We start from the raw sequence: 25,805 nt of genomic DNA, 5'->3' as shown, positions 1-25,805 counted from the left end.
CTCTCACTCCGGTCACTCCGGCCACTCCGGCCACTCCGGTCACTCCGGCCAGGCCCGTTCGCCGCGGCCTCCGCAGGTCCGCCGGTGTCACCGGTCCCGCGGGTCACGCCAGGGCGGCGCGCGCCACCTGCCCGCAGCGGGCACCGTACCCGCCGCCGAAGAGCACCGCGTGCACGAGGAGGTGCTGCAGCTGATGCAGCCCCGTCCGCGCGGCGCGGCCGGGAACGGGCCGCACCTCCTCGTACGCGGCCAGCACGCGGTCCAGGTGCGGGCAGCCGAACAGCTCCAGCATCGCCAGGTCGGTCTCCGGATGACCGCCCTGCGCCGCGGGGTCGATGAGCGAGGCCCGGCCGGTCGCGGACCAGTGCACGTTGCCGGACCACAGGTCGCCGTGGATCACGGCCGGCCGCTGCGGCGGCCCGGCCACCTCGTCGAGACGTGCGCACAGCCGCTCCACGGCCCGTACGTCGCCGTCGGCCATCGCGCCGGCGTCGGCGGCCCGCCGCAGGAAGGGGAGCAGCCGGTACGCGGCGTGGACGGCGGGCCAGTCGTCCGGGTCGGTCAGGCGTGCTTCGGGCGAGGGCAGCGGCAGCGGCCCGAGGAAGGCGGGCCGGCCGGGCGTGCCCCACGCCCCGGCCGGGCTGTCGTGCAGCGCGGCCAGATCGCGGCCCAGCCGCTCCGCCGCCCCGGGCGACGGCCGGCCGGGCTCGATCCAGTCCAGCACCAGCACGTCCCGCGCCGCCGCCACGACCGCGGGCACCGCGACCACGCCCGTTCCGGCGAGCAGCGCCAGGCCGTCCGCCTCGGCGCGGAAGAAGCCCTCCGGAGCGTCGGCGAGGGTCTTGGCGAAGAGCGTCCGGCGGCCGGCGTCGAGCCGGTAGGCGGCGCAGACGTCGCCGCCGCCCACCGGCCGCGCCTCCCCGACCGGCACGCCGGTCACCTCGCGCACCCGGTCCGCGATCACGGTCCGCCGCTCCCCGCAGGGCCGCTCCCGGTGCGGCCCTCCCGGTTCTCCACCACCGCGGCGACCTCGGCGAGCAGACCGGGCATGGCCGCCTCGACGAGATCCAGGCACTCCCGGAAGCCCTCGTCACCGCCGTAGTACGGGTCGGGGACGTCCAGCTCGCCGCGCTCGGCCGACACCGGGTCGTAGGACCTCAGCAGCCGGACCTTCCCGGCCTCCGCGGCATCCGGCGCGAGCCGTCGCAGCTCGCTGCGGTGCCCCTCGTCCAGCGCGATCACCAGGTCGATGTCCTGGAACCAGTCCGGTTCGAACCGGCGCGCGGCGTGCAGCAGCGCGTAGTCGGCCGTCCCCAGCACCGCGGCGGTACGGGGGTCTGCGGGGTCGCCGACGTGCCAGCCGCCGGTACCGGCGCTGTCCGTACGGACCCGGTCGTCCAGCCCCGCATCCTCCAGCCGGGCCCGGAACACCGCCTCGGCCATGGGGGAGCGGCAGATGTTGCCCGTGCACACGAAGCACACCCGGTAGCGGCGGTCGGGGTCGTGCACCGGCATCAGTCGTCATCCGGAAGGATCATGTTCAGGGCCCAGGAGACGATCGAGATGATCAGGCCGCCGAGCAGTGCCGCCCAGAAGCCGTCGACGTGGAAGCTGAGGTCGACCACGTCCGCCAGCCACGACGTCAGCAGAAGCATCAGCGCGTTGATCACCAGGGTGAACAGGCCGAGCGTGAGGATGAGCACCGGCAGCGAGAGCAGCTTCACGACCGGCTTGACCACGAAGTTGACCAGGCCGAAGATCAGGGCGACGAGCACGAGCGTGAGCGCCTGCCGGCCGGTGTCCTCGCCGGTGAGCGTGATGCCGGCGATCAGCCACACGGCGACGAGCAGGGCCGCCGCGTTGGCGACGGTCTTGATGAGGAAGTTCGTCATACGCTGATGGTTCCATCCGTACCGGTGGATCGAACACAGAAGGTGGGGGGCCGGTGTGAAGGCGTTCCGGCTGGAAGAGCTGGAAGCGGAGCGCGCCGCGAACGACGGCGCCTATCTGCAGTTCCTGCGCGAGCGTCACATGTCGGTCGGCCTGTACGCCGTGGACCGGGGCGGGGCGGACCCGCAGCAGCCGCACACGCAGGACGAGGTGTACTTCGTGGTCAGCGGCCGTGCGGCGCTCACCGTGGGGGACGAGACGACGCCGGTGGCGCGCGGCAGCGTGGTGTACGTGCCGGCCGGGGTACCGCACCGATTCCACCACGTCAGCGAGGACCTGCGGGTCATGGTGGTGTTCTCTCCTCCGGAGAGCTGACGTGCGGCCGCCGGTGCCGTAGGGGTCGATTCAGGGTCGCGCCGGGGTCGGTGCCACTCCCGCAGCGCCGCCGCTCGCCTTAGCATCGAGGGCAGACGGTGCGTTCGTCCCGGGCGCACCGCCGTCCTCGAGTCCTTCACGGAGAGTTGTCATGGCTGTCAAGGAAGTGCTCGCCACCTTGCCGTGGTGGGTGAAGTGGGTCGCCATACCGGTGATCGCGCTCGTCGTGTTCGGCGGGCTGATCGCCAGCGTGGTCGGCTTCCTGGTCGGCCTGCTCTTCAAGGTGCTGCTCTTCGCGGCCCTGGTGGGCGGTCTGATCTACCTGGTGCGGCAGTTCACCTCTTCTTCCTCCTCCTCCCGCGACGACTGGTGACCGTCGCGCCGGGCGCCGCCCCGGCGGGCACCGGAGCGCCGGGGACCTCGGCGGTGCCGGGGGTCGTCCCCGGCCGGCGGTCCGCGGAGACCACCAGCGCCGCCAGGAGCGTGGTGACGGGCACGGACGCGACCAGCCCGATGGACCCGATGAGGGTCCGCACGATCTCCTCCGCCACCAGCTCCGAACCGGCGACCGTGGCCACGCTGCTCTCCGCGATGGAGAAGAGCAGGAGCAGCGGCAGGGCCGCGCCGGCGTAGGCGAGCACCAGGGTGTTGACCACGGACGCGATGTGGTCGCGGCCGATGCGCATCGCGGCGCTGTACAGCTGCCGCCAACCCGCCGACGGGTCGGCGTCCCTCAGCTCCCACACGGCCGAGGTCTGGGTGACCGTGACGTCGTCCAGCACGCCGAGCGAACCGATGAGCACACCGGCGAGCAGCAGGCCCTGGATCTTGATGTCGGGGTAGAGCCCGTGCACCAGCCCCGTCTGGTCGTCGGTGTTGCCCGTGAGTTCCGCCCAGCCGATGAACAGCGAGCCCAGCACGCCGATCAGCAGCAGCGACACCAGCGTGCCGAGCGCCGCGACGGAGGTGCGTGCGGACAGGCCGTGGCAGAGGTAGAGCGTGGCCAGCATGATCGCGCTGCCGCCCACCACGGCGACCAGCAGCGGGTTGGAGCCCTGGAGGATCGCCGGGAGGATGAACAGCGTCAGCACGGCGAAACTCACCCCCAGCCCGACCAGCGCCAGCATCCCGCGCAGCCGTCCCACCAGCACCACCACCACGGCGAAGATCGCGGCGAGCAGCGCCATCGGCAGGTCGCGGTCCACGTCGATCACCGCGTACTGGAGGTCACGCGGCGCGTTCTCCGCGTAGGCGACGACGACGTCCTGCCCGGCGGACAGGGTGCGGGTGGCGTCCGGGGTGATGACGTGGGGGAAGGTACGTCCGGTGCCGGGTCCGCTGGTGACCTCGACGGTCGCCAGGCGGCACGCCTGGTCGCCGCCGGCGCCGGCGCCGCCCGTGCCGGATTCGGGCTGCTGCCCGATCCCGCCCGACGGGCGGGCGTTGACGTCGGCGCAGTCCACGGTGCGCACGGCCGTGACGCGCGCGTCGTAGGTGGGCCGGTCGAAGCCGACGCCGCTGCGTCCGTCCTCCTGCCCGCCCGGCGTCCCGCCGGGCCAGAGCAGCACCAGCCCCGCGACGACGGCGGCGGCGAAGGGGATGAGCACGGAGGCGACGACCTTCCGCAGGTGGCGGGAGACGGGCGTCGCCGGGCCATGGGCGTGCGCGTGTCCGCCGTGGCCGTGCCCGCCGCCGTGGCCGTGCCCGCCCTGCCCGCCGCCGTGGGCGGGCGGGTGACCGTACTCGGGGCGCCGGCCGTGCTGGTGGGCACGGCCGGATCGGGGTCCGTCCCCCCACCCGGAGGACGGCGGCTGCGGCTGCTGCGGTGGCGTCGTCACGCACCGATCATCGCAAGAAGCCGGGGGCCCTCTGGCCACCCCGCCCGGTGAGCCGTTAGCGTGGAGCCGCTTTGCACATCGCGGGAGCTCCGAGCACGGGGCTGAGAGGGCGCTGAACGGCTGCGTCGACCGCCGAACCTGTTACCGGGTAATGCCGGCGTAGGGAGTAGGTCTCATGACCATGCAGGATGCACGCATGCCCGAAAACCCGTCCGGCGCCGCCGAAGCGCAGCGGAGGCCGGGCTGGCACAAGGGCTACGTCGGGGGATCGCGCCCGGACATCCGGGTCCCGGTCCGCCGGGTGCACCTCACCAACGGCCAGGACGTGACGCTGTACGACACGTCCGGCCCGTACACCGACCCCACCATCGACACCGACGTCCGCCGCGGCCTGCCGCCGCTGCGAGAGAACTGGATCATCTCCCGGGGAGACACCGAGGAGTACGCGGGCCGTGAACTGCGGCCCGAGGACGACGGGATCAAGCACACCACACCGCGCGGCGGTCTGAAGAACCTGGACGCGGTCTTCCCCGGCCGTCCGCGCCAGCCCCGGCGGGCACGCGGCGACGTGGCCGTCACGCAGCTCGCGTACGCCCGGCGCGGCGACGTCACCCCGGAGATGGAGTACGTCGCCGTCCGGGAGAACGTCTCCCCCGAGTTCGTGCGCGACGAGATCGCCGCGGGACGCGCCGTCCTCCCGGCCAACGTCAACCACCCGGAGATCGAGCCGATGATCATCGGCAAGAACTTCCTGGTGAAGGTCAACGCCAACATCGGCAACTCCGCCGTCACCTCCTCCATCGAGGAGGAGGTGGAGAAGATGACCTGGGCGAGCCGCTGGGGCGCCGACACGGTCATGGACCTCTCCACGGGCCGCAACATCCACACCACCCGCGAGTGGGTGCTGCGCAACTCCCCCGTGCCCATCGGCACGGTGCCGCTCTACCAGGCGCTGGAGAAGGTCGACGGCAAGGCCGAGGAGCTGAGCTGGGAGGTCTACAAGGACACCGTCCTGGAGCAGTGCGAGCAGGGCGTCGACTACATGACCGTCCACGCCGGCGTGCTGCTGCGCTACGTGCCGCTCACCGCGCGGCGCAAGACCGGCATCGTCTCGCGCGGCGGCTCCATCATGGCCGCCTGGTGCCTGGCGCACCACCAGGAGAGCTTCCTCTACACCCACTTCGAGGAACTCTGCGACATCCTGCGCGCGTACGACGTGACGTTCTCGCTCGGCGACGGCCTCCGGCCCGGATCGATCGCCGACGCCAACGACGAGGCGCAGTTCGCCGAACTGCGCACGCTCGGCGAACTGAACCGGATCGCCAAGGCGCGCGGCGTGCAGACGATGATCGAGGGCCCCGGGCACGTCCCGATGCACAAGATCAAGGAGAACATCGACCTCCAGCAGGAGATCTGCGAGGAGGCGCCCTTCTACACCCTGGGCCCGCTCACCACCGACATCGCCCCGGCGTACGACCACATCACCTCGGGCATCGGCGCCGCGATGATCGGCTGGTGGGGCACGGCGATGCTCTGCTACGTCACGCCGAAGGAGCACCTGGGCCTGCCGGACCGGGACGACGTCAAGACCGGCGTGATCACGTACAAGATCGCGGCGCACGCGGCGGACCTGGCCAAGGGCCACCCGGGCGCGCAGGACTGGGACGACGCGCTGTCCGACGCGCGCTTCGAGTTCCGCTGGGAGGACCAGTTCAACCTGGCCCTCGACCCGGACACCGCCCGCGAGTTCCACGACGCGACCCTCCCCGCCGAACCGGCCAAGACGGCGCACTTCTGCTCGATGTGCGGGCCGAAGTTCTGCTCGATGAAGATCAGCCAGGACATCCGCCGGGAGCACGCCGGCGAGATGGCCGGAGGCGGAGCAGCGAACGGCGGCGACCCCGGCGCACTCGACGTGCAGGAGATCGAGGCGGGCATGGCGGAGAAGTCGCGGGAGTTCGCCGAGGCGGGCAACCGGGTCTACCTGCCGCTGGCGGACTGACCGGGCGCACCGCCGCCCGCCGCCCGCCGTCCCCGCAGCGGTGCGCGCCGGGTGGCGGGCGGCGGTGCGTTCCACGGACGGCGGTGCGCTCACGGCGGGGCTGCTTCCGGTCAGCCGCCGTCCACGCCCGCCGCACCCACCGGGCCTGTCGGTGACGCCGAACGGTGGCGGCGCTGCCACTCCCGCGGCGCGACCCCGTGCGCCGCGCGGAACCGCCGGGCGAAGTGGCTGGGGTCGGTGAAGCCCCACGCGGCGGCGACGGAGGCGATGGTCCGGGAGCTGCCCGGCGGGACGGCGAGCGCCAGGCTCGCCCCGTCGAGCCGTCGCGCGATGATCCACTGCTCCAGACTGACGCCCGCCTCGTGGCACAGGCGATAGAGGTGGCGCACCGAGACGTGGTGCGCGTCGGCGATCCGGCCGGGGCTGAGTTCCCGGTCGGTGAGGTGGGCTCGCGTGTAGTCCAGGACGTCCTCGATGCGGGGCGCGCCCGGGGTCTCCGGGTCCTGCGGCCCGCTTCTGCCGGCGGCCGACGCGATGAGCGCCCGGAGCAGTTCGGCCGTGGCCGCTCCCACGGCCGCCCGCCCGGGGTCGTCCACGATGCCGCCCGCTTCCCGGGACATCTCGGCGAGGTGGTGCCCGACCAGGTCGTGCAGCGGACTGTCCTGAAGGGCGCCGCCGCCGCTGCGTACCGTCTCCGAGGGAAGGCCCAGGGTCTCCCGGTCCACCAGCAGGGCCCGGCCCGCGCCCTCGCCGTGCCAGGTGAGCTCGCTCGGCGCGGCCAGGTCGTCCAGCACGAGAGCGCCCTCGGTGAGTGCCTGCCGTCGCCCGTGCTGCGCGAACCGCCCGGACCCGCGCGTGCTCTGCATCAGCAGCACCCCCGACGTGCCGTCCTCCCGGCGGTGACGGCCCCGGCGCATCCGCAGCCCGCTGGCGACCGTACTGAGCAGGGTGACCGGCCCCAGCCGCCAGTACTCGATCCGGGCGTGCACGGCCGCGCCCTCCGGCACGTCGTGGGTGACCGCGCACGGCGCCCCCACGACCTGCGCCAGGGCACGGTCCACCGCACGGATGCGCCGGTGAGCGGGGATCTGCCGGGTGTCGATGAGCAGCATGTGCGTCACCGCCCTGCTCGACGGGTCGGGTCGGTCAGTGTGGGCCTCTCACGGTGCACTCAGGGCCGCACCGCGCGCCACGCGTCGGGTATGCCCGAAACGTACCGGTCTACTCGTCCTGCGGAGAGGTGCCGACATGACGACCGTCCCGAAGCCGACGATGCGGCGCGACCTCGAGCGGATCGAGGAGGTGAACGCCGGGACGCGCACCCCCGTCGTCTTCGTGCACGGGCTGTGGATGCTCGCCGGGAGCTGGGAACCGTGGGCGAGGTACTTCGAGGAGCACGGCTACGCCCCCCTGTCCCTGTCCTGGCCCGACGACCCGGAGTCCGTCGCCGAAGCGCACGAGCACCCCGACGCCTTCGCCGGGAAGGCGGTGGGCCCGGTGGCCGACCACCTCGAGTCGCTGATCGACCGGATCGACCGCAAACCCGTGGTCGTCGGACACTCCTTCGGCGGACTGCTGACCCAGATCCTCGCCGGCCGGGGGCTGGCGGCCGCCTCCGTGGCGATCGACCCGGCGCCGTTCCGCGGCGTGCTGCCGCTGCCTCTCTCCGCCCTGCGCGGCTCCCGGCCGGTGCTGGGCAACCCGGCCAACCGGCGCCGGGCGGTGGCGCTGACCTTCGACGAATTCCGCTACGCCTTCGCCAACGCGGTCGACGAGGACGAGGCCCGCACGCTGTACGAGCGGCACGCGGTCGCCGCCTCCGGCATCCCCCTCTTCCAGGCCGCGTCCGCGAACGTCAACCCCCGCACGGAGGAGCGGGCGGACACCCGCAATCCCGACCGCGGGCCGCTCCTGATCGTCTCGGGCGAGAAGGACCACCTGGTGACCTGGTCGATGGCGCACGCCGCCTACCGCAAGCAGCTCAGGAACCCCGGCGTGACCGAGATCGTCGAGATGCCGGGCCGTGGCCACGCCCTGGTCATCGACTCCGGCTGGCGCGAGGTGGCGGACACCGCGCTCCGCTTCGTCCGGCGCTTCGCATGACCCACCCCGCCGCCGTACCCGACCGCCGCACCCCGCCGCCGTACTCCGCGCGGGACGCAACGAGGCAAGGAGGACCGCAGATGCCGCACGTGACCACGACCGACGGAACCCACATCCACTACAAGGACTGGGGTGCCGGGCGTCCCGTGGTGTTCAGCCACGGCTGGCCCCTGAACGCCGACGTCTGGGACCCCGAACTGCTCGCCGTCGCCGAGCACGGCCACCGCGTCGTCGCGCACGACCGGCGCGGGCACGGCCGGTCGTCGCAGCCCTGGCACGGCAACGACATGGACACCTACGCCGACGACCTCGCCGCCCTCATCGAGGCCCTGGACCTCACCGACCTCACGCTCGTCGGCCACTCGACGGGAGGCGGCGAGGTCACCCGCTACCTCGGACGGCACGGCACGGCACGGACCCGGTCGCTGGTACTGCTCGGCGCCGTACCGCCGCTGATGCTGCGCACCGACCACAATCCGGAGGGCCGGCCGATCGAGGTGTTCGACGATCTGCGCGCCTCGGTCCGCGCCGACAGGTCCCAGTTCTACCGCGACCTGTCCGGCCCGTTCTACGGTGCGAACCGGCCCGGCGCCACCGTCTCGCAGGGCGTCCGGGACGCCTTCTGGCTGATGAGCATGCAGGTGGGGCTCAAGGGCGCGCTCGGCTGCATCGCCCAGTTCTCCGAGACCGACTTCGAGGAGGACCTGCTCCGCATCGACGTTCCCACGCTCGTGGCCCACGGCGACGACGACCAGATCGTGCCTCTGCAGGCTTCCGCGCCCAAGTCCGCGGAACGTCTGAAGGACGCCACGCTCCGCATCTATCCGGGAGCACCGCACGGGCTGGTCGGCGACTACCGGACGCGGTTCCACCGGGATCTGCTCGACTTCCTCGCCGGGTGAGCCGGGACGGTCTCCCGGCAGGGCAGCGCCCACGCGCCGACGACCGGGGGCCGCACCGATCGGTGCGGCCCCCGGTCGCGGTGTGCCCCCGTACATCCCCCCGGCGCCCCTGTACGTCCCCCGGGGCGTGCGGCCGAAGCGGTCGGTGAACGACGTTTCGAGACTCCCCCCTCCTGTCTCGAACGCGCCGTTTTTCAACGCGCGAAGAACCGCACCCCAAGGCTAGTTGACTCAGCGTCAGTGTCCAATCACCGTAGTGACACTTGCCTATCGATATATTTATCGTTGCGATACCCACCGTGACGACAAGGAAGGGAACGGGGACGCACAGCGACCCCCCGCCCCCTCTTCCTCGCGCGCCCCGGCGCGCGTTCCGCACGTTCGCACCCCCGCACACGAGTGGAGGACCGATGGACCTGGCGCTGCTGCGCACGTTCCTGGCGGTGCACCGCGCCGGTTCCTTCACCCGCGGCGCGGTACTCCTCGGTCTCTCCCAGCCGGCCGTCACCGGGCAGATCCGCACCCTGGAGAGCCAGATCGGCCGTCCGCTCTTCCACCGGATGGCCCGCGGCGTCACCGCCACCGCCGTCGGCGAGGAGCTCGCCCGCAAGGTCGCCCCCCACCTCGACGCCCTCACCGAGATCACCGAAAGAGGCCTCGACGAGGAGAGCGCCGGCCGCACCGTGCACCTCGCCGGCCCGCCCGAGTTCACCGCGCTGCGAGCCGTGCCCGCACTCACCGCCCTGGTCGACCAGGGCCTCTCCCTGCGCGCCGCGTTCGGCAGCACCGAGGAGGTCCTCGAAGGGCTCGCCGCCGGCCACAGCGACCTCGCCCTCACCACCGGCCGCCCCCGCGGCCGCCTCCTGGCCACCACCCCGCTGTGCGACGAGGAGCTGGTCCTGGTCGCCGCGCCGCGCTGGGCCGCGCGGCTCGGCGGAGCGGCCGTGGTGCGCGCCAGGGGACCCGCCGCGCTGGAGGACGTACCGGCGCTGTCGGTCCACGAGAGCATGCCGCTGATGACCCGCTACTGGGCCGCCGTCTTCGACCAGCCGCTGCTCCAGTCCGGCACGGTCATCGCCCCGGACCTGCGCGCGGTGCTCCAGTGCGTGCTGCACGGCGCGGGCATGGCCGTGCTGCCCCGCTACCTGTGCGCCGACCACCTGGCGAGCGGGGCGCTGGCCGCCCTGCTGGAGCCACCCGTACCCCCGCTGCGCACCTACTTCCTCACCGTGCGGGCGGGCACCCTGGCCCTGCCGCACATCGCCCGCACCCACGAGTGGCTGTTGCGCGCGTCCGCCGACTGGTGACCTCCGGCGGCTCCGCCGGACCACCGGCGCGCACGCCGCGCCACCGGGCCGGCCGCGCGGCAGCCGGGTTTCAGCCGCCGCGCCACGGGCCAGACCTCCTGCATGACCCCCGAACGTCCCGTGGTCAAACGCACCGCCCGCGCCATCCTGCTCGACGGCGACCACATGATCGTCATCAAGCGGACGAAGCCCGGCCTGGCCCCGTACTGGATCACCCCGGGCGGGGGCGTGGAACCCGACGTGGACGAAAGCGTCGTACGGGCCCTGCACCGCGAGGTCGACGAGGAACTCGGCGCCGAGGTGGGCGACGTCGTCCCCGCCTTCGTCGACACCGTCCCGCACACCACGGACGACGGCCGGGAGGGCGTGAAGGTGCAGTTCTTCTTCGCCTGCCGGCTGCAGAGCATGGACCTCTCCCGGCGGCACGGGCCCGAGGTCGAGGAACCCTGCGGCGAATACGAGGTCGTGCGCCTCCCCTTCACCCGCGAGGGCATCGCCTCCGTCGACGTCGTCCCGCCGACGCTGCGCGGCTACCTCGACCGCAACCTGGAGGGCGTCCGGGCCCTGCTGGACCCCGGCCTCGGCTGAACCACGACCGCACCGCCGTGCCCGCCGGGTCCCCGACGCCCGAGCGGCCGCGGCTCCCCGGAACCGGTCTCAGCCGAACCAGCCCTGGAACGAGGAGGACTCCTCGTCCGCCGCCCGTTGCTGCGCGTCCTCCAGCGCCCGTTCCGCCTCCAGTCGCCAGGACTCCGCGTCCTCGCCCGTCGGCACCGTGCCGCGCGCCGCGATCACCGCGGACGCCCCGGCCGCCGCACCCGTACCGGGCGGCACCCGGGCGGCGCCGTTCTCGCCGAACGCGTCACCACCGCCGAACGTCTCACCACCGCCGTACGCGTCACCACCACCGTACGACCCGGCGCCGAGGGTGGATGCGTGGACCTCACCGGGCCGGTACCGCCACGGCGCGTCGTCCCGCGCGGGGGCCTGCGGCGGCACCCCGGGCAGCGGCGGCACCTGCCGCCCCGAAGCACCCGGCAAGGCCCGCCACTGCGCGACCGGCGTCTGGTGCTCCGGGTACCTGCGGGCGTGCCGCGGCCCGCCGTACGCGGGTATCCGCTCGAAGCTCTGCGTGGGGGCGTCCTCGGGAACCTGCTCCCTCGACGCGACGGGTTCCAGGGCCGGTTCGGCCGCCGGCACACCCGCCGGTTCCGCGGCCGGTTCCGCCGCCGGCTCGGCGCCCGGCTCGGCGCCCGGCTCCGCGACGGACGGCAGCGCGGGCCGGGGCGGCAGGTCCTCCGGCTGCGCCAGCGGCCGCTGCCCGGGCAACGGCGGCGGCTCGTGCTCCCGCGGCTCCCACTCGGCCGGTCCGCGCTCCCGCGCCTCCCGCGCACTGCCGAAGAAGTCGCCGCCCTTGCGCTTGTGGTCGTCGGTGCCCCAGTCGCGCCCCGCGCCCTTCGGGACCTTCTGCAGGTGCGGGATGTGCTTCGCACAGTGGATGTACGCCTCGTCCACCCACACCTTCACCCACATCCGCGCCCGGCGGCCCGGCACCGGGTCCTCCGGCAGGTCGGGGTGCTCGGTGCGCACCGCCGCATCCTCGAGGACCTCCGCGCGCCCGTTGACGTGCAGACCGATCCGCGCCCGGAGGAAGTCCATCAGCAGGATGCCCACGTGCGGGTTCTCCTGCAGGTTGCCGAGCGAGGCGTGCACGCCGTTGCCCCGGTACTCGGGGAAGAGCAGGGTGCGTTCGTCCAGTACCCGCAGGAAGCCGGGCGGCCCGGCCCGGAAGGTGTTGTCGCACTCGCCGTGCCGGTCCGCGGTGGCCAGGAAGAACATCTCCTGGCCCTGCACGAACTCCCGCATCCGCTCGTTGAGGTGGTCCAGCACCTGCTGGTCGTAGAACCGGTCCGCGCGCTCCGCCGTGCCCATGCGCTGCTGCAGCGCGTGCTCGCCGTCGCTGCCCGGCCGGCGCAGCGGGACGGCCGTCGCCGCACCGTGCTCGTCGGATCTCCCGTCCGCCCCGGCCCCGTGGGCCCTCTCGGCGTCTGCCACCTCAGCTGTCTCCTTCTCCGACTTCCCCTGGACCCGGCCGCCGACCGCCGGCCCCGAACGTGTTCCGCGCGTAGAGCGGCGGCGTCACTCCGCCGCGGCGACCAGTTCCTCCAGGGAGTCGTGCCGTATCCGGTGCGCCGGTATCCCGACCCCCCGGAGCGCGTCGACACCGCTGCGGATCAGCCCCGGCGGACCGGAGAGATAACCGGTGTACGCACTCCACGGCCCGTACTGCTGCACCACCTCGGGCAGGTCGCCGGCCAGCAGCGCGGCCCCCGCCGCGTCCGCGTTCACCGACGGGCGCCGGAGCGCCGGATCGCCGTCCGAGACCACCGGCCGCACCGACAGCCACCGGTGCCGCTCCTCCATGCGCAACATGGTCCGCAGGTCGTACAGGTCGTGGTCGTTGCGCGCACCGTAGAACACCTCGACCGGACGGGCCCGGCCGTGCTCCGCCACGTCCTCGATCAGCGCCTTGATCGGCGCGATGCCCGTACCGCCCCCCAGACAGAGCAGACCGCTGTCCGTCGCGTGGTCGACCGTCATCGACCCGGCCGGCGGGCCCAGCCGGATCACGTCGCCCTGCCGCGCCCGGTTGACCAGCGCGCTGGAGACCCAGCCGGCGGGCACGCACTTCACGTGAAAGGTGAGCAGCCCGTCCGAACGCGGCGCCGACGCGAAGGAGTAGTGCCGCCACACCCGCGGCCACCACGGCGTCTCCACGCTCGTGTACTGCCCGGCCAGAAAGGGATACGGCTGGTCCGGACGCACCGTGATCACCGCGATGTCCCGGGTGCGCATCTCGTGCGCCACGATCTCCGCGTTCCACCACGCGGGCGCGTGCTTCTCGTCCTCCGCCGCCGCGTCGATCATCGTCTGCGAGATCGCGGTGTACGCCCGCACCCAGGCGGCCTCCGCCTCGTCGCTCCAGGTGGTGCGGCAGTACTGGGTGAGCGCGCCCAGCAGGCACTCGCCGACCGCCGGATAGTGCTCCGGCGCGGTGCCGTACTTGCGGTGGCCGCGGCCGAGCCCGGACAGGTACTTGCCCAGGGTCTCCGGCTCGTCGATCAGCCGGGCCGCCGTCAGCAGCGCCCGGAACAGGCGGTCGCGCTGCGCGTCCATCGAGGCCGGGAACAGCTCCCGCAGATGCGGATGCTGCACGAACAGCATCGCGTAGAAGTAGGCGGTGGCCGCATCGGCGACCGGCTCGATCTCCGCCATCGTGCGCCGGATCAGCACGGCGTCGGGAGACGCCTCCGGCACCGCCGGGTCCTGCGCGGGCAGCTGATCGTGGACGCCGAACAGGTCGTGGGCCGCGGGGACCCGGGCCTCCGGCGGACGTCCCGCCGGCTCGTGCGACGGCGGGCCCGCGGGCCCGCCGGACATCCGGTCCCCGGGCCCGAACCCCTGGTACGGACCCTCCGGCTCGACGCGCTGGTGCTCCTCACCGCCCGGACCGTGCTGCGGCACCGGCCCCGGCCGCCCGGGGTGCGGGGGAGAGCCGTACGGAGACGGCCCGCCGTAAGCGCCGGCCGCGCCCGGATTCCCGTACGGCGCCGCGCCCGGACCGGGCCCGCCCGGCTCCGGGGCCTCCGCACGCGGCCGGGGCACAGCGCCCTCGCCACCGGGATACGGGGACCCGCCCGGGGTGGAGGCACGTCGCTCGGCACCCGACCCCACCGGACGTATCGGTGTCACCGGCCGGCTGGGCGTCCCGCCCGCTTCCGGCTCACGCTCCTGCCCGTCGCCCTCCGGCCCGGATGCGGCACCCTTACGGGCCGGGGCGAACCAGCTCCAGTCGCCGCCGCCACCGCTGTCACCCGCAGATGTGCCGTCACCAGCCGACGTGGTGGTCATGATCTGCCTCGCCTCGAACGTCTTCCTTCGGTCCACGCACACCCGGAGCCGGAAAGTGCCTGCATTTGAGACCCCCTGAGGCATCGGCCGTGGAATCACCAACCCGGCGATGCGGAGTCGACCATACCGTTATGGCATCGATCCACAAGCCCCGCTCTCCGTTCCGCCCAATTCCTGGATTCTGCCCATCATGGGGAATTGGTGACGGTACTGTACGACCTCGTACGCCTCGCGCGGATCGCCCTCCTCGCCCTGCGGGGACACGGCACCCCACAGCCCGGAACACCCCTTCACACACCCCTCGGCGAGCCCGACCGGGAAGTCGGCAGGAACCACCGGATACCGCACCGAGCCGTCCGAACAGCGCTGGTGGACACGGAATTCGAGGGAAATTCGCCACGACCCCCGATTCCGCACCCCGTTCACGCCCTGACACACCGTTCACCCCCGCTCACCCGTCACACCCGGCCCTTCCGCGACACCGACGACACCGCGCAGTCGGGTGCCACGGTTTCAGCATCTCCACAACCTGGTCCGGCGCGGTGAGACGCAGATCACCTTCCCCGCTCCCGCCGGTCCCGGCGGTCCCGGCGGTCCCGGCGGTCCCGGCGGTCCCTCGGTCCGCCCGTACTCGCGGGCGAGTAGGCGCGGATACTCCACCGGACAGACGCGCACCCCGTACCCCACCGGGGACCGTGCACACATGGCCTCCACACCCGCCTCCCCCGGAGCGCGAACCGCCCTCCCTCGCCCGCTGCGCCGCGCCCTGCTCGTCGTCCACGTCGCCGCCTCCGCCGCCTGGCTCGGTCTCACGCTCTGTCTCCTGACCCTCGCCCTCACCGGAGCCGCCGCGGCGTCCCCCGCCACGGACGAGTTCGCCTACCGGGCGATGGACGTCTTCGGGGATCTGCTCGTCGCCCCGCTCGCCCTCCTCACCTTCACCACCGGGCTCGTCCTCTCCCTCGGCACCCACTGGGGCCTGGCGCGGTACCGCTGGGTGTGGACGAAGTTCTGGCTCACCCTCGTCGCCGGCACCGCCTCACTCCTCGCCCTCCGCCCCGCCCTCGACCACGCGGCCGCCGCCGTGACGGCCGGCGACAGGGTCGACGCGTACGCACTGCTCTTCCCGCCGGGCGTCTCCCTCGCCCTCTACCTCTTCATGACCGCCCTCTCCGTGCTCAAGCCCTGGGGCCGCACCCGCCGCGGCCGCCGCCCCCACGCGCAAACCCACCGTCGCGGCGAGCCGTACGCAAGCCCGCAGGAAAGAAAGAGCAGGCCAGAGCGGAAAAGACCTGGCCACCCCGACACCCCGTCAGGCACGCTGGGCACGTGACGACTTCCTCACCCACCGCGTCCACCGAGCTGCTGCGGCCCCACGTCCGCCGGCTCACCCTCGACGACCTCGCCGCCTGCGGCGACCTCGCCGAATCCCGCGGCTGGGGACGGGAGGCCCACAAGTGGCGCCTGCTCCTCACCGCGGGCCGCGGCTACGGCACCGACGCACCCGACCGGCCCGGGGCCCTCGCGGGCGCCTTCGTCCTCACCCCTTACCCCGCACTCCCCGGCGGGCGTGCCTACACCTGCGTCAGCATGGTCCTCGTCGCCGAACGCTTCGCCCGCCGCGGGCTCGGCCGCCACCTCATGCGCCATGCACTCTCCGAGTCCGGCGACCGCGCCGCGTTCCTCTCCGCCACCCCCAACGGCCGCCCGCTCTACGAGGAGCTCGGCTTCAGACCGGTCGGCACCTCCTGCATGCTGCGCGGCCCGTTCACCCCCGCCGACGGCGACGACGTCCGGCCCGCCGCCGTCCGGCCCGCGCGGGCCGCGGACCTGACCGCCGTACGCGCCCTGGACGCCCGGGCGTTCGGCGCCGACCGCACCGAACTCCTCGCCCGGCTCCCGGCCTTCGCCGACCGCTTCGTCGTCGCTCACGATCCCGACGACCCCCACGGCACCCTCACGGGCTTCGCCGCCTCCTGGCCCAACGACGGCACCACCGTCCTCGGCCCGGTCGTCGCCCACGACACCGCGACCGCCCAGAAGCTGATCACCGACCTCGCCCTCCACGCACCGGGACCCGTCCGCTTCGACCTCGGCGGACATCACCCCGAACTCGGCGACTGGCTCCGTGCTCGCGGCCTGACCGGCGACTTCAGCTGCACCCTGATGGTCCGCACCGCCGGCGACATCCCCGGTGACCCCGCCCTCCGCTTCGCTCCCTACTCGGTCGCCCTCGGCTGACCGCCGCGGCGCCAGCCGCCCGAACACCCGTGCGTAAGCTGCCGGGATGACCTCAGCATCCGTCGACTTCACCATGCGACGCGCCACTCGCGACGACCTCGGGGCCCTCGTCGCCATGCTCGCCGACGACGCCCTCGGCGCCCGGCGCGAGAGCCCCGACGACCTCACGCCGTACGAGACGGCCTACGCCCGCATCGCCGAGGACCCCAACCAGCACCTGATGGTCGCCGAGCACGAGGGCCGGATCATCGGCACCCTGCAGCTCACCCTCATCCCCGGCCTCTCCCGCAAGGGCTCCACCCGCGCCCTGATCGAGGCCGTGCGCGTCCACAGCTCGGCCCGCGGCACGGGACTGGGCACCCGCCTCATCGAGTGGGCGATCGAGGAGTCCCGCCGCCAGGACTGCGCCCTGGTCCAGCTCACCTCCGACGCCACCCGCACCGACGCGCACCGCTTCTACGAGCGCCTCGGCTTCGAGGCCTCCCACGTGGGCTTCAAGTTGTCGCTCCACAGGGTGAGTTGACACAGAAGCGGATCAGTCGCAAGAACGCTCGTATGTCGCTCGTGTCTTCATACGTTCGCAGTCGTTACTCCATTCGAGGGCTCGCCGCGAGGGCGAGCCCCTGACATGGGCGAAGAGCCCGAAGGGAGTGATGGCGCATGGTGCACGAAGGCGTACTTCTCGAGTCGCAGACCCTGCGCGCGAGCGTCGCGGAACGCACGGACGTCCTCGACAGAGTCAGGGCCCTGTCCCTGCTGCCGGACGGTCTGCACGTGACGACCCGGATGGTGGCCGACTACTTCGAGGTGGGCGAGCGCGTCGTCAACCGACTGATGCAGCGCCATCGCGAAGAGCTCACAGAGAACGGAATGCGGGTTCTGCGAGGCTCTGAGCTGGACGTCTTTAAGAGAGACACCCTGTCTCTCTATGAGCAGAGTCGTCCACAGCCTCGCTCCAACCTGACTCTGTACACGCGCCGAGCCGTCCTTAACGTGGCGATGCTCTTGCGAGACAGCGAAGTCGCACGGGCGATTCGCAGGTACCTGCTCGACGCCGAGGAGGCCTCACGCGCTCCGCGGCCGGGCGAGGCTGTGGACGACTCGGTTCTCCACAGCCTCGTGACGTGGCTGGACGAGCGCATCGAGCGGACCGTCACCGACCGGCTCGCACAGCAGGACGCGCGGATGGCGCGCGTGGCGGAGGACGCGGTCCGGACGGTCATCGGCCAGACCGTCGTGCCGCTCCTCAACCACATGATCGAGGTCTGCGGCGAGAACCGGCGGGAGATTTCCGGGATGCGCGGGGAGATCACCCGCATCGACCGGGCTCTGCGGGCGCGGATGCCCGACGGCGGCATGGCGGCGATGGACGCCATGAACTGGCGGGAGTTCGAGGACCACGTCGCCGGCCTGTGCCGCCGCGACGGTTGCCCGAGCGTCGCCAACACCAGCAGCAACAGCGACCTGAGCGCCGACCTCGTCGGGCGTACGGCCGACGGCCGCACCCTCGTCGTGCAGTGCAAGCACTTCGCACCGTTCCGCCGCGTGGAGAGCGGCGAGATGCAGAAGTTCATCGGCATGGCGCGGGTGGAGTACGACGCGGACGTCGCTCTCTTCGTGACGACGGCGACCTTCACGCCTGCCGCGAGGGACCTCGCCGTCCGCCACGGCGTCACCGCCGTCCACCGGCGGCTGCTGGAGCGGTGGAGCGCGGGGACACGCCTTCAGGTGCTGCGGCAGCCGTAAGGACCCGGCCGATGGGCCCGAAGCCGCAAGAAAGAGTTGCGGCTTCGGGCTCGCGCAGTCTAGTCGGCGGCGCCGGGCCGCCGCAGGGGAAACGCCATCAGGGACAGCCCCACCGGCATCGTGCCCTCCGTGCGGGGCGGGCGAGCGGCGGCGTGCAGGGCGTCGGTGGCCTCGACGAGCGCCCGCCGGGCGTCCTCCCACACCTGCGGGTCCACCCACAGTTCCGCGTCCGAGGTGACGCCGTCGCCCTCCGGGTCGCGGCGGGCGATCCGCTCCCGCAGGGTGTGCGCCAACGTCTCGGCCAACAGCACCGCACCCTCCCGCTGTTCGGACAGCCGCCGTCCCCGTAAGGCGGCGTAGCGGCGCTCCCGGCCCCCGACCGTCCCCCGGCCGGACGCGGGCAGATCCCCCGAGGACGGGGGATCTGCCCGCGGTACCCGTGCCGACGGGCCGCGTTCAGGCTCCGGCGGGCACCTTGTCGAGGAAACCGCGGACGTCGAGGATGCGGCCGTCGCCGTCCAGGACCAGGACGTCGAAGCCGATCACCGAGGGCTCGGCGCCCTCGGGCCCCAGGCCCCACCGGAAGCGCAACTGGCTGTGGTGGGCGTCCACGTCGCCGACGCGTGTGAACACACAGCCCGGGAACTGCTGCTGCACTCCCTCGATCAGTTCGGCGAGTGCCACGTGGCCGGAGACCTCGGCCAGCGGATCGGTGTAGGCCACCTCGGGCGCCCAGTGCTCGTCGATGAGCTTCGCCCGGTGCTCGCCCCCGGAGTTCCACGTGGACAGGTAGGCCTCGACGACGCCGTTCGCGTTCATGGTCACTCCTCCGGATGGTTCGCTGCGTTGACGAGTCCACAGTGGACGCAGCACGGCAGCCGCACCATGACCTGTGAGGTCATGACGAGCCTGCCGGAGCGCTCTACGCTGGCGCCATGAGCACCGCCACGGACACCCGCGAGGTCGGCCCCCTGCTGCGCGACTGGCGGGAACGCCGGCGCCTCAGCCAGCAGGAGCTGTCGAACCGCTCCTCGGTGTCTGCGCGGCACGTCAGCCGGGTGGAGACCGGCAGGGCACACCCGACGCCGGAGATGATCCTGCACCTGGCGGACTCCCTCGACGTCCCCCTGCGCGACCGGAACCGACTCCTGCTGGCGGGCGGCTACGCGCCGCAGTACCGGGACCGCGGCCTGGACGACGCCTCGGTCGCCGTCGTCATGGACGGCCTGCGCAACCTGCTGGACGCGCACCTGCCCTACCCGGCGCTGCTCCTGGACGACTACTGGGACGTCGTCGACTCCAACGCCGCCGTCGACGCACTGCTGAAGGGGTGCGCACCGGAGTTGCTGGAACCCCCGGTCAATGTCATCAGGTTGTGCCTGCACCCGAGCGGACTGGCGCCGCGGATCGGCAACTTCGCCGAGTGGGCCTCCCACCTGCACCACCAGATCGTCCACCGCGCCGAGTGCACCCACGACCCGCGCCACCTCGCCCTGGCCGCGGAGGCCGGGTCACACCTCGCGGGCACCCCCCGGACCGCGCCGACCGGCAGCCCGGTCCTCGCCCTCGAACTCACCGCGGACGACGGCGACCGGCTCCGCTTCTTCAGCACCTCGGCGCAGCTCACCACCCCCACCGACGCCACCCTGGAGGGCCTCCACATGGAGACCTTCCTGCCGGCCGACGAACCGACCCGGCAACGCTTCACCTGACCGACCCGCCCGGCCCCGCCGCAGCGCCCACCCACGGGCCCGCAGCCACGCTGTTCCGCCGACGGTGAAGACCGGCCCGACCGGGCCCGACGGTCGCTACCGTCCAGTTTCATGACGACTGTGACCACGCGGACGGTCGAGTACCCGGCCGACGGCTTGACGATGATCGGGCACCTCGCGCTCCCGGCCGGTGTCGGCCGTCGGCCCGCGGTCCTGGTCGGGCCCGAGGGAACGGGGCTGAACGACTTCCAGCGCCGCCGGGCCGACGCCTTGGCCGAACTGGGGTATGTGGCGCTGGCCTTCGACATCCACGGCGGGCGCTGGTTCACCGACCCCGAGGAGATGCTGGCGCGCTGCATGCCGCTGCTCGCCGACCCCGACCGGATGCGGGACATCGGCCATGCGGCACTCGACGTGCTGCGGGCCGAACCGCGGACCGACCCCGGCCGGGTCGCCGCCGTCGGCTACGGCACCGGGGGCGCGATCGTGCTGGAACTCGGGCGCGACGGCGTCGGCCTGCGGGCGATCGGGACGGTCAACGCACTGACCACCGGTCGGCCGGGCGAGGCGGCGCGCATCGGTTGCCCGGTGTGGGCCGGGGTCGGATCGGAGGACCCGATCATGCCCGCTGGGCAACGGGACGCCTTCGCCGCCGAGATGCAGGCTGCGGGCGTCGACTGGCGCCTCGTGGTCTACGGGGGCGCCCTGCACGCCTTCCACCACCCCACGGTCGACCAGACCGTGCTCCCCGGCGTCGGTCACCACCCGCAGCACGCCCAGCGAGCCTGGCGCGACATCGTCGGCCTGCTCGCCGAGTGCCTGCCCGTGGCGGAGTGAGCCGGAGGAACGTCAGGACTGCCATCGTCAGGACACGACAGGGCAGTAGCCGACACGGGACCGGCGGAACCTGCCGCAGGTCTCACATGCCGCCGGCCATGTCGACGAAGCGGGAGTAGTGGCCCTGGAAGGCCACGGTGATGGTCGCGGTCGGGCCGTTGCGGTGCTTGGCGACGATGAGATCGGCCTCGCCGGCGCGGGGGGACTCCTTCTCGTAGGCGTCCTCGCGGTGCAGCAGGATCACCATGTCGGCGTCCTGCTCGATGCTTCCCGACTCACGCAGGTCGGAGACCATCGGCTTCTTGTCCGTGCGCTGTTCGGGGCCACGGTTCAGCTGGGACAGCGCGATGACGGGCACCTCCAGTTCCTTGGCGAGGAGCTTGAGGTTCCGGGACATCTCCGAGACCTCCTGCTGGCGGCTCTCGGGGCGCCGGGAACCGCCGGTCTGCATCAGCTGGAGGTAGTCGATGACGATGAGCTGGAGGTCGTTGCGCTGCTTCAGGCGGCGGCACTTGGCCCGGATCTCCATCATCGACAGGTTCGGCGAGTCGTCGATGTACAGCGGAGCGTCGGTCACCGACGGCATCTGGCGGGCCAGGCGGGTCCAGTCCTCGTCCGTCATCGACCCGGACCGCATGTGGTGCAGCGCCACCCGCGCCTCGGCGGACAGCAGGCGCATCGCGATCTCGTTCCGTCCCATCTCGAGCGAGAAGATCACGCTCGGCAGGTTGTTCTTGATGGAGCACGCCCGGGCGAAGTCCAGGGCCAGGGTGGACTTACCCATGGCGGGGCGGGCCGCGATGACGATCATCTGGCCGGGGTGGAGGCCGTTGGTGAGGGAGTCGAGGTCGGTGAAGCCGGTGGGGACGCCCGTCATCTGGCCGCTGCGGGAGCCGATGGCCTCGATCTCGTCGAGGGCGCCTTCCATGATGTCGGCCAGCGGCAGGTAGTCCTCGCTGGTGCGTTCCTCGGTGACGGCGTAGATCTCGGCCTGGGCGGAGTTGACGATCTCGTCGACGTCGCCGTCGGCCGCGTAGCCCATCTGGGTGATGCGGGTGCCGGCCTCGACGAGGCGGCGCAGCACGGCTCGTTCGTGGACGATCTCGGCGTAGTACTCGGCGTTCGCGGCGGTGGGGACGGACTGTACGAGGGAGTGCAGGTAGCCCGGTCCGCCGACGCGGCCGATCTCGCCGCGCTTGGTGAGTTCGGCGGCGACGGTGATGGGGTCGGCGGGCTCGCCCTTGGCGTAGAGGTCGAGGATCGCCTGGTAGACCGTCTCGTGCGCGGGGCGGTAGAAGTCGTGGCCCTTGAGGACCTCGACGACGTCCGCGATGGCGTCCTTGGAGAGCAGCATGCCGCCCAGGACGGACTGTTCGGCCTCCAGGTCCTGCGGCGGCACCCGCTCGAAGGGGGTGCCGGACCAGACGCCGCCGTCGGAGCCGCGGTCGTGCTGTTCCGCTCCGGGGCCGCCGGAGCCCCCGGAGCCGTTGCGGCCCGCGCGACCGCGGCGCTGCTGGGAGACGGACGGCAGCCGGTCGCCGGGGGCGGAGTCCGCGGCCCAGGGATCCTCGACGTGTTCCGGCTGCTGGGTCACGCCGCACCTCCTCCCGTCCGCCCGTCGCCTCCGGTCCGGACCTCGCCGCAGTGCCCCCTCTTCCTACGGCACGGCTCTGACAATTTCGCGGCGCCGGCCCGTCGTGTCGGCGCCCTGAGGACGCGGTGAAGAAGAGGGGAACGGAAGGCAGGCGCCGGACTACGTTAGGCGGGTCACGGGGGCCTCCTCCACTCTGTTATCCACAGGCTCTGTGGACAGTGCGGAGGTTCCTGTGGAGAAGTCGGCCGAAGCTGTGCACGGAACGGTGGACAGGGCTGTGGAGTAGTCGGCCGAGCCCCTCTCGTATGCCTCCTGACCTGCGCGAACGACATCCACTGCCTGTGCGCGGAAAAAACCTGGCGCCGGGTCGCGAGATCACGACGAACGGCGCAGCGGACGTCACCCTTCGCAGTCATCGGTAAGAGATGAAAGCGCCTTGCAGCTATTACCTGTGGATGCTTGAATCGAACCCATGACCAGCCCCGCCCGCGGCTCCGCCGGCATGCGCCGCCACGACCGCGAGATCCTCGCGCTCGCCCTCCCCGCCTTCGGAGCACTCGTCGCGGAGCCGCTGTTCCTTCTGGTCGACAGCGCGATCGTTGGCCACCTCGGGACGCCGCAGCTCGCCGGGCTCGGCGTCGCCGCGACGCTCCTGCAGACCGCGGTGCACGTCTTCGTGTTCCTGGCCTACGCCACGACCGCCGCGGTCGCCCGCCGGGTCGGAGCGGGCGACCTGCCGGCCGCGATCCGGCAGGGCATGGACGGCGTGTGGCTGTCCCTGCTGCTCAGCGCCCTGCTGGTGGCCGCGGTGCTGCCCGGCGCCCCGGCGCTGGTGGAGCTGTTCGGCGCCTCGCCGACGGCCGCGCCGTACGCCACCACCTACCTGCGCGTCAGCGCGCTCGGCATCCCCGCGATGCTGGTGGTCCTGGCCGCGACCGGTGTCCTGCGCGGCCTCCAGGACACCCGGACCCCGCTGTACGTGGCCATCGGCGGCTTCTCGGCGAACGCGCTGCTCAATCTGCTGCTGGTGTACGGATACGGCTGGGGCATCGCCGGTTCGGCGTGGGGCACGGTCCTGGCCCAGTGGGGCATGGCCGCCGTCTACCTGGCCGTGGTGGTGCGCGGGGCGCGACGGCACGGCGCGTCGCTGCGACCGGACCTGGCCGGCATCCGGGCCTGCGCCCAGGCCGGGGCGCCGCTGCTGATCCGCACGCTCTCGCTGCGCGCCATCCTGGTGCTGGCCACGGCGGTGGCCGCCCGCCTGGGGAACGCCGAAGTGGCGGCGCACCAGATCACGCTGACCATCTGGTCGCTGATGGCCTTCGCACTGGACGCGATCGCCATCGCGGGGCAGGCGATCATCGGCCGGTACCTGGGCGCGGGGGACGAGGCGGGTGCCCGGGCCGCATGCCGGCGGATGGTGCAGTGGGGCGTCGTGTCCGGCCTGGTGCTGGGCACGGCCGTGGTGCTGGCACGTCCGCTGCTGATGCCGCTGTTCTCCTCCGACCCCGACGTGCACGCCCGGCTGGCCGCCGCGCTGCTGGTGGTGGCGGTGACCCAGCCGATCGCGGGCGTGGTGTTCGTCCTCGACGGCGTGCTGATGGGCGCGGGCGACGGCCCGTACCTTGCGGGGGCGATGCTGGCGACGCTCGCGGTGTACGCGCCGGTGGTCCTGCTGGTGCCGACGCTCGGCGGCGGTCTGACGGCACTGTGGTGGACGATCGCCGGCCTGATGATGGGCATGCGCCTGGCGACCTTGTGGGCGCGGGCGCGCTCCGGGCGCTGGGTCGTCACGGGGGCGGTGCGCGCGTAGCGCGGCGGGTTCCCCGCACGGGCGGCGCCGGCCGCCGTGTACCGGTCGGCCGGCCGGTCGGTCGACGCTCTGCGTGCCGGTGCGCCGTGGGCCCGGGTCCCCCGTGCCGGGGGCATGCGCGAGGGCCGCACCCCGCGATGCGGGGTGCGGCCCTCGGTCGTCGGCCACCGCGAGTGCAGCGGTCAGGCCGGCTGGACCTCGATGTCGAAGGAGGCGAGGACCTCCGGGTGCAGGCGCACGGACACCTTGTGGGTGCCGAGCGTCTTCACCGGGGCGCCCAGCTCGACGCGCCGCTTGTCGACGTCCGGGCCGCCCGCGGTCTTCACCGCCGTGGCGATGTCGGCCGGGGTGACGGAGCCGAAGAGGCGGCCGCCGTCGCCGGCGCGGACCTTCATGCGGACCTTCACGCCCTCGATCTGGGCCTTCACGTCGTTGGCCTGCTCGATCGTGGCGATCTCGCGGATCTTGCGGCCGCGGCGGATCTGCTCGACGTCCTTCTCGCCGCCCTTGGTCCAGCGGATGGCGAAGCCGCGCGGGACCAGGTAGTTGCGGGCGTAGCCGTCCCGCACCTCGACGACCTCGCCGGCGGTGCCGAGGCCGGAGACCTCGTTGGTAAGGATGATCTTCATGTCGTGGTCACCCTTTCCTTAGCGAGCGGTCGAGGTGTAGGGGAGCAGCGCCATCTCACGGCTGTTCTTCACGGCCGTGGCGACGTCACGCTGGTGCTGGGTGCAGTTGCCGGTGACCCGGCGGGCACGGATCTTGCCGCGGTCGGAGATGAACTTCCGCAGCAGGTTCGTGTCCTTGTAGTCGACGTACTTGATCTTTTCCTTGCAGAAGACGCAAACCTTCTTCTTCGGCTTGCGAGCAGGCGGCTTCGCCATGGTCTCTCTCCAGTGAGTTCAAGAAGTGTGCAGCGTGAGCTGCGCCTTCCTCGGGCCCCGCGGGGCCGTCAGAAGGGCGGCTCGTCCGAGTAGCCGCCGCCGCTGGGGCCGCCGCCCCAGCCACCGCCACCGCCCTGCTGGCCGCCGCCAGCCGGTGCGCCGGTCGCCCACGGGTCGCCCGCGGGTCCGCCGCCGCCCTGCTGGCCGCCGCCACCGGGGCCGCCCTGGCCGCCGCCCCAGCCACCGCCACCCTGGCCACCGCGCCCGGTGGTCTTGGTGATCTTCGCGGTGGCGTTGCGCAGACTGGCGCCGACCTCGTCGACGTCCAGGTCGATGACCGTGCGCTTGATGCCCTCGCGGTCCTCGTAGGACCGCTGCTTCAGCCGGCCCGTCACGACGACGCGGGTGCCCTTGGTGAGGGACTCGGCGACGTTCTCCGCCGCCTGCCGCCAGACCGAGCAGGTGAGGAACAGGCTGTCGCCGTCCTTCCACTCGTTGGTCTGCCGGTCGAAGGTGCGGGGCGTGGACGCGACGCGGAACTTCGCGACCGCCGCACCGGAGGGGGTGAAGCGCAGCTCGGGGTCGTCGACGAGATTGCCGACGACCGTGATGACGGTCTCGCCTGCCATGGGTGAACCTCTCGGCGGTG

27 protein-coding genes are annotated in these 25,805 nt (G+C 72.7%); 14 read left to right on the top strand and 13 right to left on the bottom strand.

The features are described 5' to 3' along the window. Positions 1-103: 103 nt before the first annotated feature. From K304_RS0122370 to K304_RS0122360, 3 genes are read right to left on the bottom strand one after another with little or no spacing between them, the layout of a single operon-like run. The gene (locus tag K304_RS0122370; RefSeq protein WP_199779657.1) at positions 104-964 is read right to left on the bottom strand and encodes a fructosamine kinase family protein; all 861 of its coding nucleotides are present in this window, start codon (positions 962-964) and stop codon (positions 104-106) included. Beyond that, positions 961-1,515 carry a low molecular weight protein-tyrosine-phosphatase gene (locus K304_RS30690; RefSeq protein ID WP_037791475.1) on the bottom strand — a complete coding sequence of 185 codons (555 nt, stop codon included), beginning with the start codon at positions 1,513-1,515 and terminating at the stop codon, positions 961-963. Before K304_RS30690 ends, K304_RS0122370 begins: the two co-directional genes overlap by 4 nt. Then, on the bottom strand, positions 1,515-1,892 hold the full coding sequence (locus K304_RS0122360; protein WP_027765534.1) for a phage holin family protein: 378 nt from the start codon (positions 1,890-1,892) through the stop codon (positions 1,515-1,517). The genes K304_RS30690 and K304_RS0122360 overlap by 1 nt, the downstream gene beginning before the upstream one ends. A gap of 55 nt (positions 1,893-1,947) precedes the next feature. Between K304_RS0122360 and K304_RS0122355 the strand changes: the two genes are divergently transcribed. After that, positions 1,948-2,265 (top strand): cupin domain-containing protein, encoded by a 318-nt coding sequence (locus K304_RS0122355; RefSeq protein ID WP_027765533.1) that lies wholly within the window; start codon positions 1,948-1,950, stop codon positions 2,263-2,265. A gap of 151 nt (positions 2,266-2,416) precedes the next feature. Then, positions 2,417-2,638, top strand: coding sequence for a DUF5326 family protein (locus K304_RS0122350; protein ID WP_027765532.1), 222 nt, complete (start codon positions 2,417-2,419; stop codon positions 2,636-2,638). On the opposite strand, the gene K304_RS0122345 is transcribed toward K304_RS0122350, so the two are convergent. Continuing rightward, entirely contained in the window at positions 2,601-4,103 is a 1,503-nt protein-coding gene (locus K304_RS0122345) for a YibE/F family protein (protein ID WP_027765531.1), read from the bottom strand. The two genes, K304_RS0122350 and K304_RS0122345, sit on opposite strands and share 38 nt — an antisense overlap. A gap of 175 nt (positions 4,104-4,278) precedes the next feature. On the opposite strand from K304_RS0122345, the gene thiC reads away from it, so the two are divergent. Next, a complete protein-coding gene (gene thiC, locus K304_RS0122340) occupies positions 4,279-6,105 on the top strand; it encodes a phosphomethylpyrimidine synthase ThiC (protein WP_027765530.1) in 1,827 nt (608 codons plus the stop codon). Positions 6,106-6,215: 110 nt separating this feature from the next. Here thiC and K304_RS0122335 read toward each other — a convergent pair whose 3' ends face one another. After that, entirely contained in the window at positions 6,216-7,217 is a 1,002-nt protein-coding gene (locus tag K304_RS0122335) for a helix-turn-helix domain-containing protein (RefSeq protein ID WP_027765529.1), read from the bottom strand. Between the two features lie 136 nt (positions 7,218-7,353). Between K304_RS0122335 and K304_RS0122330 the strand changes: the two genes are divergently transcribed. The 4 genes from K304_RS0122330 to K304_RS0122315 all read left to right on the top strand — a co-directional run bounded on the left by K304_RS0122330 (position 7,354) and on the right by K304_RS0122315 (position 11,005). Then, a complete protein-coding gene (locus K304_RS0122330) occupies positions 7,354-8,208 on the top strand; it encodes an alpha/beta fold hydrolase (RefSeq protein WP_027765528.1) in 855 nt (284 codons plus the stop codon). Between the two features lie 80 nt (positions 8,209-8,288). Then, on the top strand, positions 8,289-9,110 hold the full coding sequence (locus K304_RS0122325) for an alpha/beta fold hydrolase (RefSeq protein ID WP_027765527.1): 822 nt from the start codon (positions 8,289-8,291) through the stop codon (positions 9,108-9,110). Between the two features lie 410 nt (positions 9,111-9,520). Then, entirely contained in the window at positions 9,521-10,417 is an 897-nt protein-coding gene (locus K304_RS0122320; RefSeq protein ID WP_027765526.1) for a LysR family transcriptional regulator, read from the top strand. A gap of 102 nt (positions 10,418-10,519) precedes the next feature. Further along, a complete protein-coding gene (locus K304_RS0122315) occupies positions 10,520-11,005 on the top strand; it encodes an NUDIX hydrolase (protein WP_027765525.1) in 486 nt (161 codons plus the stop codon). A 69-nt stretch (positions 11,006-11,074) separates the two neighbouring features. Here K304_RS0122315 and K304_RS32590 read toward each other — a convergent pair whose 3' ends face one another. Both K304_RS32590 and K304_RS32585 read right to left on the bottom strand, forming a co-directional pair. Further along, the gene (locus K304_RS32590) at positions 11,075-12,472 is read right to left on the bottom strand and encodes a pyridoxamine 5'-phosphate oxidase family protein (protein WP_486591776.1); all 1,398 of its coding nucleotides are present in this window, start codon (positions 12,470-12,472) and stop codon (positions 11,075-11,077) included. 84 nt (positions 12,473-12,556) lie between these two features. Further along, positions 12,557-14,329, bottom strand: a complete 1,773-nt coding sequence (locus K304_RS32585; protein WP_078529527.1) for a globin domain-containing protein — start codon at positions 14,327-14,329, stop codon at positions 12,557-12,559. A gap of 703 nt (positions 14,330-15,032) precedes the next feature. Here K304_RS32585 and K304_RS30675 point away from each other — a divergent pair. The 4 genes from K304_RS30675 (at position 15,033) to K304_RS0122280 (ending at position 18,316) form a co-directional block, all read left to right on the top strand. Continuing rightward, complete coding sequence (locus K304_RS30675) at positions 15,033-15,662, top strand: DUF2269 domain-containing protein (protein ID WP_486591775.1); 630 nt, start codon at positions 15,033-15,035, stop codon at positions 15,660-15,662. Beyond that, positions 15,659-16,570, top strand: a complete 912-nt coding sequence (locus tag K304_RS0122290) for a GNAT family N-acetyltransferase (RefSeq protein WP_037791474.1) — start codon at positions 15,659-15,661, stop codon at positions 16,568-16,570. Before K304_RS30675 ends, K304_RS0122290 begins: the two co-directional genes overlap by 4 nt. 46 nt (positions 16,571-16,616) lie before the next feature. Further along, entirely contained in the window at positions 16,617-17,093 is a 477-nt protein-coding gene (locus K304_RS0122285) for a GNAT family N-acetyltransferase (protein WP_027765521.1), read from the top strand. A 251-nt stretch (positions 17,094-17,344) separates the two neighbouring features. Continuing rightward, positions 17,345-18,316, top strand: coding sequence for a restriction endonuclease (locus K304_RS0122280; protein ID WP_486591774.1), 972 nt, complete (start codon positions 17,345-17,347; stop codon positions 18,314-18,316). A 59-nt stretch (positions 18,317-18,375) separates the two neighbouring features. Here the strand turns inward: K304_RS0122280 and K304_RS30670 are convergent, their stop codons facing one another. Beyond that, positions 18,376-18,621 carry a hypothetical protein gene (locus tag K304_RS30670; protein WP_158687410.1) on the bottom strand — a complete coding sequence of 82 codons (246 nt, stop codon included), beginning with the start codon at positions 18,619-18,621 and terminating at the stop codon, positions 18,376-18,378. 151 nt (positions 18,622-18,772) lie between these two features. Then, positions 18,773-19,135: a nuclear transport factor 2 family protein gene (locus tag K304_RS0122270; RefSeq protein ID WP_027765519.1), complete on the bottom strand. Its 363-nt coding sequence runs from the start codon at positions 19,133-19,135 to the stop codon at positions 18,773-18,775. A gap of 116 nt (positions 19,136-19,251) precedes the next feature. Between K304_RS0122270 and K304_RS0122265 the strand changes: the two genes are divergently transcribed. Beyond that, on the top strand, positions 19,252-20,028 hold the full coding sequence (locus K304_RS0122265; RefSeq protein ID WP_027765518.1) for a helix-turn-helix transcriptional regulator: 777 nt from the start codon (positions 19,252-19,254) through the stop codon (positions 20,026-20,028). Between the two features lie 111 nt (positions 20,029-20,139). Beyond that, positions 20,140-20,865 (top strand): dienelactone hydrolase family protein, encoded by a 726-nt coding sequence (locus K304_RS0122260; protein WP_027765517.1) that lies wholly within the window; start codon positions 20,140-20,142, stop codon positions 20,863-20,865. A gap of 82 nt (positions 20,866-20,947) precedes the next feature. On the opposite strand, the gene dnaB is transcribed toward K304_RS0122260, so the two are convergent. Continuing rightward, positions 20,948-22,459 (bottom strand): replicative DNA helicase, encoded by a 1,512-nt coding sequence (gene dnaB / locus K304_RS0122255; protein WP_027765516.1) that lies wholly within the window; start codon positions 22,457-22,459, stop codon positions 20,948-20,950. A gap of 472 nt (positions 22,460-22,931) precedes the next feature. Here dnaB and K304_RS0122250 point away from each other — a divergent pair, with 472 nt between their 5' ends. Then, positions 22,932-24,272, top strand: coding sequence for an MATE family efflux transporter (locus tag K304_RS0122250; RefSeq protein ID WP_027765515.1), 1,341 nt, complete (start codon positions 22,932-22,934; stop codon positions 24,270-24,272). 182 nt (positions 24,273-24,454) lie between these two features. On the opposite strand, the gene rplI is transcribed toward K304_RS0122250, so the two are convergent. The 3 genes from rplI to K304_RS0122235 all read right to left on the bottom strand — a co-directional run bounded on the left by rplI (position 24,455) and on the right by K304_RS0122235 (position 25,785). Continuing rightward, positions 24,455-24,901 carry a 50S ribosomal protein L9 gene (gene rplI / locus K304_RS0122245; RefSeq protein ID WP_027765514.1) on the bottom strand — a complete coding sequence of 149 codons (447 nt, stop codon included), beginning with the start codon at positions 24,899-24,901 and terminating at the stop codon, positions 24,455-24,457. An 18-nt stretch (positions 24,902-24,919) separates the two neighbouring features. Beyond that, positions 24,920-25,156, bottom strand: a complete 237-nt coding sequence (rpsR, locus tag K304_RS0122240) for a 30S ribosomal protein S18 (protein ID WP_027765513.1) — start codon at positions 25,154-25,156, stop codon at positions 24,920-24,922. A 68-nt stretch (positions 25,157-25,224) separates the two neighbouring features. Further along, the gene (locus K304_RS0122235; protein WP_027765512.1) at positions 25,225-25,785 is read right to left on the bottom strand and encodes a single-stranded DNA-binding protein; all 561 of its coding nucleotides are present in this window, start codon (positions 25,783-25,785) and stop codon (positions 25,225-25,227) included. Positions 25,786-25,805 lie beyond the last annotated feature (20 nt).

It is taken from the genome of Streptomyces sp. CNS606 (genome assembly GCF_000426325.1).
This window is presented reverse-complemented; position numbering and strand designations above follow the sequence as displayed.

What these genes read in the sequence shown, in the direction of transcription:
- K304_RS30690 (WP_037791475.1), bottom strand. Translation starts at nt 1,515, where the DNA reads ATGCCGGTGCACGACCCCGACCGCCGCTACCGGGTGTGCTTCGTGTGC.
- K304_RS0122360 (WP_027765534.1), bottom strand. Translation starts at nt 1,892, where the DNA reads ATGACGAACTTCCTCATCAAGACCGTCGCCAACGCGGCGGCCCTGCTC.
- K304_RS0122350 (WP_027765532.1), top strand. Translation starts at nt 2,417, where the DNA reads ATGGCTGTCAAGGAAGTGCTCGCCACCTTGCCGTGGTGGGTGAAGTGG.
- thiC (WP_027765530.1), top strand. Translation starts at nt 4,279, where the DNA reads ATGACCATGCAGGATGCACGCATGCCCGAAAACCCGTCCGGCGCCGCC.
- K304_RS0122335 (WP_027765529.1), bottom strand. Translation starts at nt 7,217, where the DNA reads ATGCTGCTCATCGACACCCGGCAGATCCCCGCTCACCGGCGCATCCGT.
- K304_RS0122330 (WP_027765528.1), top strand. Translation starts at nt 7,354, where the DNA reads ATGACGACCGTCCCGAAGCCGACGATGCGGCGCGACCTCGAGCGGATC.
- K304_RS0122325 (WP_027765527.1), top strand. Translation starts at nt 8,289, where the DNA reads ATGCCGCACGTGACCACGACCGACGGAACCCACATCCACTACAAGGAC.
- K304_RS0122320 (WP_027765526.1), top strand. Translation starts at nt 9,521, where the DNA reads ATGGACCTGGCGCTGCTGCGCACGTTCCTGGCGGTGCACCGCGCCGGT.
- K304_RS0122315 (WP_027765525.1), top strand. Translation starts at nt 10,520, where the DNA reads ATGACCCCCGAACGTCCCGTGGTCAAACGCACCGCCCGCGCCATCCTG.
- K304_RS32585 (WP_078529527.1), bottom strand. Translation starts at nt 14,329, where the DNA reads ATGACCACCACGTCGGCTGGTGACGGCACATCTGCGGGTGACAGCGGT.
- K304_RS30675 (WP_486591775.1), top strand. Translation starts at nt 15,033, where the DNA reads ATGGCCTCCACACCCGCCTCCCCCGGAGCGCGAACCGCCCTCCCTCGC.
- K304_RS0122285 (WP_027765521.1), top strand. Translation starts at nt 16,617, where the DNA reads ATGACCTCAGCATCCGTCGACTTCACCATGCGACGCGCCACTCGCGAC.
- K304_RS0122270 (WP_027765519.1), bottom strand. Translation starts at nt 19,135, where the DNA reads ATGAACGCGAACGGCGTCGTCGAGGCCTACCTGTCCACGTGGAACTCC.
- K304_RS0122265 (WP_027765518.1), top strand. Translation starts at nt 19,252, where the DNA reads ATGAGCACCGCCACGGACACCCGCGAGGTCGGCCCCCTGCTGCGCGAC.
- K304_RS0122260 (WP_027765517.1), top strand. Translation starts at nt 20,140, where the DNA reads ATGACGACTGTGACCACGCGGACGGTCGAGTACCCGGCCGACGGCTTG.
- K304_RS0122250 (WP_027765515.1), top strand. Translation starts at nt 22,932, where the DNA reads ATGACCAGCCCCGCCCGCGGCTCCGCCGGCATGCGCCGCCACGACCGC.
- rplI (WP_027765514.1), bottom strand. Translation starts at nt 24,901, where the DNA reads ATGAAGATCATCCTTACCAACGAGGTCTCCGGCCTCGGCACCGCCGGC.
- rpsR (WP_027765513.1), bottom strand. Translation starts at nt 25,156, where the DNA reads ATGGCGAAGCCGCCTGCTCGCAAGCCGAAGAAGAAGGTTTGCGTCTTC.
- K304_RS0122235 (WP_027765512.1), bottom strand. Translation starts at nt 25,785, where the DNA reads ATGGCAGGCGAGACCGTCATCACGGTCGTCGGCAATCTCGTCGACGAC.